The organism is Vibrio sp. 1069 (assembly GCF_033340555.1).
Map to the genome: position 1 here is coordinate 22388 of NZ_JAWOWP010000029.1, position 8167 is coordinate 30554.

7 protein-coding genes and 1 pseudogene are annotated in these 8167 nt (G+C 45.8%); all 8 read right to left on the bottom strand.

The window, feature by feature from the left end; genetic code table 11:
* Nucleotides 1–93: 93 nt before the first annotated feature.
* On the bottom strand, nt 94–4122 hold the full coding sequence (rpoB, locus tag R7040_RS23210) for a DNA-directed RNA polymerase subunit beta (protein WP_005384685.1): 4029 nt from the start codon (nt 4120–4122) through the stop codon (nt 94–96).
* Between the two features lie 252 nt (nt 4123–4374).
* Complete coding sequence (gene rplL, locus R7040_RS23215) at nt 4375–4743, bottom strand: 50S ribosomal protein L7/L12 (protein WP_005382540.1); 369 nt, start codon at nt 4741–4743, stop codon at nt 4375–4377.
* A 57-nt stretch (nt 4744–4800) separates the two neighbouring features.
* The gene (rplJ, locus tag R7040_RS23220) at nt 4801–5295 is read right to left on the bottom strand and encodes a 50S ribosomal protein L10 (protein WP_005382538.1); all 495 of its coding nucleotides are present in this window, start codon (nt 5293–5295) and stop codon (nt 4801–4803) included.
* A gap of 293 nt (nt 5296–5588) precedes the next feature.
* On the bottom strand, nt 5589–6290 hold the full coding sequence (rplA, locus tag R7040_RS23225; protein WP_005384683.1) for a 50S ribosomal protein L1: 702 nt from the start codon (nt 6288–6290) through the stop codon (nt 5589–5591).
* Nucleotides 6291–6294: 4 nt separating this feature from the next.
* Nucleotides 6295–6723, bottom strand: coding sequence for a 50S ribosomal protein L11 (rplK, locus tag R7040_RS23230; RefSeq protein ID WP_005384682.1), 429 nt, complete (start codon nt 6721–6723; stop codon nt 6295–6297).
* Between the two features lie 164 nt (nt 6724–6887).
* The gene (nusG, locus tag R7040_RS23235; RefSeq protein WP_005384681.1) at nt 6888–7436 is read right to left on the bottom strand and encodes a transcription termination/antitermination protein NusG; all 549 of its coding nucleotides are present in this window, start codon (nt 7434–7436) and stop codon (nt 6888–6890) included.
* A 13-nt stretch (nt 7437–7449) separates the two neighbouring features.
* The gene (gene secE, locus R7040_RS23240; RefSeq protein ID WP_005384680.1) at nt 7450–7830 is read right to left on the bottom strand and encodes a preprotein translocase subunit SecE; all 381 of its coding nucleotides are present in this window, start codon (nt 7828–7830) and stop codon (nt 7450–7452) included.
* A 266-nt stretch (nt 7831–8096) separates the two neighbouring features.
* Nucleotides 8097–8167 (bottom strand): annotated as a pseudogene (locus tag R7040_RS23245) (elongation factor Tu); the annotation flags it as partial.

Here is an 8167-nt window from a genome sequence, read left to right on the forward strand (position 1 = left end):
GTAAGGAGTTAAAAGGAGCTCACTCGCTAAAGTGAGCACCTTCTTCCAAATAATCGCTTTGATTCTCTCGACTTTCATCAAGAGAGAAAAGGATTACTCTTCGTCTTCTAGCTCGATGTTGATACCTAGCGAGCGGATCTCTTTCAACAGTACGTTGAACGATTCTGGCATGCCAGGTTCCATGCTGTGGTTACCGTCTACGATGTTCTTGTACATCTTAGTACGGCCGTTAACGTCATCCGACTTAACCGTTAGCATTTCTTGTAGCGTGTAAGCAGCACCGTATGCTTCTAGTGCCCATACTTCCATCTCACCGAAACGCTGACCACCGAACTGAGCTTTACCACCTAGTGGTTGCTGAGTTACTAGGCTGTACGAACCAGTTGAACGAGCGTGCATCTTGTCATCAACAAGGTGGTTCAGTTTCAGCATGTACATGTAACCAACAGTTACAGGACGCTCAAACGCATCACCTGTGCGACCATCAAACAGTGTTAACTGACCTGATGTTGGTAGATCTGCTAGCTCAAGAAGTGCTTTGATTGACTCTTCTGGAGCGCCATCAAATACAGGAGTCGCGATTGGTAGACCGCCACGCAAGTTCTTGATCAGAGTACGTACTTCATCATCAGATAGAGAAGCAATGTCTACTTTCTGGCGAGTGTCGCCTAGATCGTAAACTTTTTGTAGGAACTCGCGGAATTTCGCTAGTTCTTGCTGCTCTTTAACCATCTGGTTGATCTTGTCACCGATACCTTTCGCTGCCAGACCTAAGTGTACTTCTAGGATCTGACCGATGTTCATACGCGAAGGTACACCCAGTGGGTTAAGTACGATGTCTACAGGCTGACCTTTCTCATCGTATGGCATGTCTTCAACAGGGTTGATCTTAGAGATTACACCCTTGTTACCGTGACGACCCGCCATCTTATCACCAGGCTGAATGCGACGTTTAACCGCTAGGTAAACCTTAACGATCTTCAGGACGCCAGGTGCTAAATCATCACCTTGAGTGATCTTACGACGCTTAGTTTCGAACTTCTTATCGAAGTCAGCTTTTAGCTCATCCCACTGCTCAGCAAGTTGCTCAAGCTGAGTTTGTAGTGCGTCATCTTCTAGCGTTAGTTCTAGCCACTTCTTACGATCAGTTGTGTCTAGTTTCGCTTCAGAGTAACCGCCTTCAATCAATACAGCTTTAACACGGTTTAGAAGGCCGCCCTCAAGAATCTGGAATTCTTCAGTTAGGTCTTTCTTCGCTTCTTTAAGCTGCATCTGTTCGATTTCAAGCGCACGCTTGTCTTTCTCTACGCCATCGCGAGTAAAGACTTGAACGTCGATGATCGTACCTGATACAGAGTTAGGTACACGTAGTGAAGTATCTTTAACGTCAGATGCTTTTTCACCGAAGATTGCACGTAGTAGCTTCTCTTCAGGCGTTAGCTGAGTTTCACCTTTAGGTGTAACTTTACCAACTAGGATGTCGCCACCCTTAACTTCAGCACCGATGTAAACGATACCTGACTCGTCTAGTTTAGACAGAGCAGACTCACCTACGTTTGGAATATCCGCTGTGATCTCTTCAGAACCAAGCTTAGTATCACGCGCCACACAAGTCAGTTCTTGGATGTGGATAGTCGTGAAACGGTCTTCTTGAACTACGCGCTCAGATACTAAGATCGAGTCTTCGAAGTTGTAACCGTTCCAAGGCATGAACGCGATACGCATGTTTTGACCAAGCGCTAGTTCACCAAGGTCTGTTGAAGGACCATCAGCAAGAACGTCACCGCGTGATACAGGCTCACCTGGCATCACACATGGGCGCTGGTTAATACATGTGTTCTGGTTAGAACGTGTGTATTTAGTCAGGTTGTAGATGTCGATACCAGCTTCACCTGGTACTAGCTCTTCTTCGTTAACTTTAACAACGATACGAGAAGCATCTACTGACTGGATTACACCACCACGTTTAGCAACTGCAGTTACACCTGAGTCAACTGCTACGTTACGTTCAATACCAGTACCAACAAGCGGTTTGTCAGCTTTCAGTGTTGGAACTGCCTGACGTTGCATGTTCGCACCCATCAATGCACGGTTCGCATCATCGTGTTCTAGGAACGGGATAAGCGATGCAGCGATAGATACAACCTGGTTTGTCGCAACGTCCATGTACTGAGCGTGCTCACGAGGGTGTAGACCAGATTCACCTTTCTGACGAGCTGTGATCAGCTCATCTGCAAAAGTACCATCTTCGTTTAGCTTAGCGTTCGCCTGTGCGATAACGAATTGGCCTTCTTCGATTGCAGATAGGTAATCTACTTCGTCTGTTACTACGCCATCTACAACGCGACGGTATGGTGTCTCTAGGAAACCGTACTCGTTACAACGCGCAAACGCAGATAGAGAGTTGATCAGACCGATGTTTGGACCTTCAGGCGTTTCGATAGGACATAGACGACCGTAGTGAGTTACGTGTACGTCACGTACTTCGAAGCCAGCACGTTCACGAGTTAGACCGCCAGGACCCAACGCAGAAATACGACGCTTGTGCGTTACTTCTGATAGCGGGTTGTTTTGGTCCATGAACTGTGAAAGCTGTGAAGAGCCAAAGAATTCTTTAACTGCCGCAGAAATTGGCTTCGCGTTGATCAAGTCTTGAGGCATGATTGCGTCAAGATCGCCTAGGCTTAGACGCTCTTTAACTGCACGCTCAACACGTACTAGACCTACACGGAACTGGTTCTCAGCCATTTCGCCTACAGAACGGATACGACGGTTGCCTAGGTGGTCGATATCGTCCACTTCGCCCTTACCGTTACGGATCGCGATCAGCTTCTTCATCACTTCGATGATATCAGTTTCATCAAGTGTGCCTTGCTCTTGAGCATCTTCACGGCCGATAGAGCTGTTGAACTTCATACGACCAACAGTCGATAGATCGTAACGCTCTTCAGAGAAGAATAGGCTTTCGAATAGAGCTTCTGCAGCTTCTTTTGTTGGCGGCTCACCAGGGCGCATCATGCGGTAGATTTCTACCAATGCAGAAATACGATCAACCGTGCTGTCGATACGTAATGTTTCTGACATGAATGGACCGTGGTCTAGATCGTTCGTAAATAGAACTTCTAGCGCTTTGTGGCCTGCCTGAGATAGGTTCGCTAATGCTTCCAGGCTGATTTCCTGGTTAGCGTTAACAATGATCTCGCCAGTTGCTTCATTGATGTAATCTTTAGATGCAACTTTACCAACGATGTACTCAACTGGTACTTCGATGTGATCAACGCCATCTTTTTCTAGTTGGCGGATATGACGAGCTGTTACGCGACGACCCTGCTCAACGTAAACTTTACCATTTGCTTCGATGTCGAATGACGCAGTTTCACCACGTAGACGATCAGGAACCAACTCCATCAATAGAGTTTGGTCTTTCACTTCGAAGTTCACTTTCTCGAAGAAGATATCTAGGATTTCTTCTGTCGACTTACCTAGTGCTCGAAGGATGATCGATGCTGGTAGCTTACGACGGCGGTCGATACGAACGTACAAGTTATCCTTAGGATCAAACTCGAAATCAAGCCATGAACCACGGTAAGGAATAACACGTGCGTTGTATAAAACTTTACCTGAAGAGTGGGTCTTACCCTTATCGCTGTCGAAGAACACGCCTGGGCTTCGGTGCAGCTGGGATACGATAACCCTCTCGGTACCGTTGATTACGAAGGTACCATTGTCTGTCATGAGTGGAATTTCACCCATGTAGACTTCTTGTTCTTTAATGTCTTTTACAGTACCTGCTGGCGCGTCTTTATCAAAGATAACTAGGCGTAGTTTTACACGTAGTGGCTTTGAGTAAGTTACACCGCGGATTTGACATTCTTTAACGTCAAAAACTGGCTCACCAAGACGGTAGCTAACGTATTGCAGCTCAGAATTGCCGTTGTAGCTCTGAATCGGGAATACAGAACGGAAAGCGGCTTCAAGACCGTATTGACCTTCAGGATCCTGTTCGATAAATTTGTCGAACGAATCGAGCTGGATCGATAGCAGGTATGGAATGTCCAAAACTTGTGGACGAGTACCAAAGTCCTTACGGATGCGCTTTTTCTCGGTATAAGAGTAAACCATGGGGTTCCTCAGCTCGCTGATAAGTGACCCAAACTGTCCGCCCGCTCCTAGTTACTTAAGGGGGGTAAGGGACAGTGACTAATATAGCTGTTTACTGTAGTGACATTTCATTTCGTAAGAATGAAATGTTTTTTGCATGGATATCAGGCGCTTAAACAGCGGGAAAATTCGCCTATACCCTACAGCGCAAAAAGGCCGGTGGTTAAAAAACCACCAGCCAATTAGCCGTTAGGCTAAGAAACTATGCAATAATTACTTAACAGCAACAGTTGCACCAGCTTCTTCTAGCTGAGCTTTAAGAGCTTCAGCTTCTGCTTTCTCAACACCTTCTTTAAGAGGTGCTGGAGCGCCGTCTACTAGAGCTTTAGCTTCTTTAAGACCTAGGCCAGTTGCGCCACGTACTGCTTTGATTACAGCAACTTTGTTACCGCCAGCAGCTTCTAGGATTACGTCGAATTCAGTTTGCTCAGCAGCAGCTTCGCCTGCAGCAGCGCCGCCAGCTACAACAGCAGCAGCAGCAGAAACACCGAATTTCTCTTCCATTGCTTCGATTAGTTCAACAACTTGCATTACAGACATTTCTGCAACTGCGTCTAGGATTTGCTCGTTAGTAATAGACATAACAATTCTCTTTTAAGTCAACAATAAGTTTATTAAGCAACCAGTAAAAAGCAAGGCTTATGCCGCTGCTTCTTGTTTTTGATCGCGGATAGCTGCGATAGTACGCGCCAGCTTGCCAGCCGAAGCTTCTTTCATGCACATCATTAGGCGTGCGATTGCTTCGTCGTAAGTTGGTAGTGTTGCTAGTACTTCAGCGTCAGTTAAAGCGCCTTCAAATGCAGCAGCTTTGATCTCGAAATCTTTGTTCTCTTTAGCGAAGTCTTTGAAAAGACGCGCTGCAGCACCTGGGTGCTCATTAGAGAATGCGATTAGAGTAGGACCAGTGAAAGTGTCAGTTAGACACTCGTACTCAGTACCTTCAACCGCACGACGAGCAAGAGTGTTACGAACAACTCTCATGTAAACGCCAGCTTCACGAGCTTGTTTACGTAGAGAAGTCATCGCGCCAACTTGAACGCCACGAGAATCAGCTACAACTGCAGAAAGTGCACCACTGGCAGCTTCGTTGACTTCAGCAACAATTGCTTTTTTGTCTTGAAGGTTTAAAGCCATCTTGGATTTACTCCTGGTTGTCGTTACACCACTCACTATCATCACGACAGTGAGAGCTATTGAGGTGCTTCCCCAGAAGAAAGTTAACTATATTACATAGAGCTTTCTGTCAGTTCGGGCACCATCTACGTAGGATAATTAAGTTTGCTTTTACACAAACACCTACGGTCTTGGACGGAGACTGGGTCTTAATTCATTTCGAACTAGGAGACAGTTCAAAGAACCAAAGTTCAGCCCCAACCACAAATATTAGGCGCAAAATTATACACTAATTTTGCGCCTAAGCAAATAAATTATGCTTGAGTGTTCAGGCTAGCCTGATCAACAGCAACACCAGCACCCATAGTAGTAGAGATGCTTACTTTCTTCAGGAAAGTACCTTTCGCTGAAGATGGCTTAGCTTTCTTCAGAGCAACTAGAAGTGCTTCTAGGTTCTCTTTGATCTGCTCAGCAGAGAAGTTTGCTTTACCGATAGTAGTGTGGATGATGCCGTTTTTGTCGTTACGGTAACGAACCTGACCAGCTTTAGCGTTTTTAACTGCTTCAGCAACGTTAGGAGTTACAGTACCAACTTTAGGGTTTGGCATAAGACCGCGAGGACCTAGGATAGTACCTAGTTGACCTACAACGCGCATTGCATCTGGAGAAGCAACAACTACGTCAAAGTTCATTTCGCCTTTCTTAACTTGCTCAGCAAGATCTTCCATACCTACGATGTCTGCGCCAGCTTCTTTAGCTGCTTCAGCGTTAGCACCTTGAGTGAACACTGCAACGCGGATTTCGCGGCCAGTACCGTGAGGTAGTACAGTTGCACCACGTACGTTCTGGTCAGATTTACGAGCATCAATGCCTAGGTTAACAGCAACGTCTACAGACTCAACGAATTTAGCAGTCGCTAGTTCTTGAAGAAGAGCAACAGCTTCGTTGATTTCGTATTCTTTAGTTACGTCAACTTTTTCGCGGATTACGCGCATGCGCTTAGTTAGTTTTGCCATCTTATTAACCCTCTACCACTAGGCCCATTGAACGAGCAGTACCAGCGATAGAACGCTTCATCGCTTCGATGTCAGCACCAGTCATATCAGCAGCTTTAGTTTCTGCGATTTCTTGGATTTGAGCGTCAGTTACAGTACCAACTTTTTCAGTGTTTGGACGACCTGAACCAGACTTAACGCCAGCAGCTTTCTTAAGAAGAACAGCAGCAGGTGGGGTCTTAGTTACGAACGTGAAAGAACGGTCGCTGTATACTGTGATAACTACTGGAGTTGGTAGACCTTTCTCAATAGATTCTGTTTTTGCGTTGAACGCTTTACAGAATTCCATGATGTTCACACCGTGTTGACCTAGTGCAGGACCTACTGGTGGACTAGGGTTAGCCATACCAGCAGCAACTTGTAGCTTGATGTAAGCTTCAACTTTCTTAGCCATGATAATTCCTAAGTTTGGGTACAAACGCTAATCGCGGATCAGCTCCCCGTTTGTGTAAGAAACTTTTTACTTCACTTGAAGTAAAAAGGCGCGAAATTATAGTCATAATCCGCGCCTTATACAACCCTAAAAAGGTGATTTTTTATACTCTTTAACGAAGAGTCTTAGTCCAGCTTTTCAACCTGACCAAATTCAAGCTCAACTGGTGTCGCACGACCAAAGATCGATACAGACACTTTCAGGCGGCTCTTCTCGTAATCCACTTCTTCAACCGTACCGTTGAAGTCAGCAAATGGACCTTCGTTAACACGTACCACTTCACCCGCTTCGTACATTGTACGCGGACGAGGCGCTTCACTCGCTTTCTCAAGACGATTAAGAATCGCGTCAGCCTCTTTATCCGTGATAGGTGCCGGACGGTCTGAGGTACCACCAATGAAGCCCATGACACGCGGCACACTGCGTACTAGGTGCCATGATTCATCGTTCATAATCATCTGAACAAGGACGTAACCTGGGAAGAACTTACGCTCAGATTTGCGACGCTGACCCGCGCGCATTTCCACTACTTCTTCAGTAGGAACCAGTACTTCACCGAATAGCTCTTCCATGCCGTGCATTTTGATATGCTCGCGCAGAGATTGAGCTACACGACCTTCAAATCCAGAGAAGGCTTGAACCACATACCAGCGTTTTTTTGGAGCTTCACTCATGAATAAAAACCCTCTATACCCCAGTTGCTAGAGCTACTAGACGAACCATAATTCCGTCAATACCCCATAGCACTAGAGCCATTACAATACTTACAGCTAAAACGATCAGTGTTGTTTGCATGGTTTCTTGGCGAGTAGGCCAAACAACTTTACGTACTTCCATACGAGATTCTTTTGCAAAACTGATCGCTGCTTTACCTTTAGTCGTTGTTGCTGCAACGCCTAAGGCAGCTGCAATAAGAACAACAACGCCTGCAGCACGAACCACTACAGACATTTCACCATACAGGTAATTACCCACAACAGCGGCAGCTGCCAATACGAAAGCGGCTACCCACTTAAACGTATCTGCTGCGTTTGAGCTATCAGGAGTTTCAGCATTATTTGCTTTCATAAAACCAACCTGTTACAAGTCTTAATATAGACGACAACAACCCCGCTGTTGCAGGGCAAACTCCATATCGCTGAAAAAATCAGCGTACTCTTCTTAAGATTAAGCCTCTTTGCTTAATCTTGCTCTGCGCCCAACCCACTTCTGAACAAGAAAACAGCAAAAATAATGTTGAGTGCAGAAAAAGGGCATCAAATGATGCCCTTTTTGCTACTGGTTCGTCAAATCTAATTCAAGATTTTCCGAAAGCATCGCTAATTCGCTATGAATTAGTCGAAGATCTTAGCAACAACACCAGCACCTACTGTACGGCCACCTTCACGGATCGCGAAACGTAGAC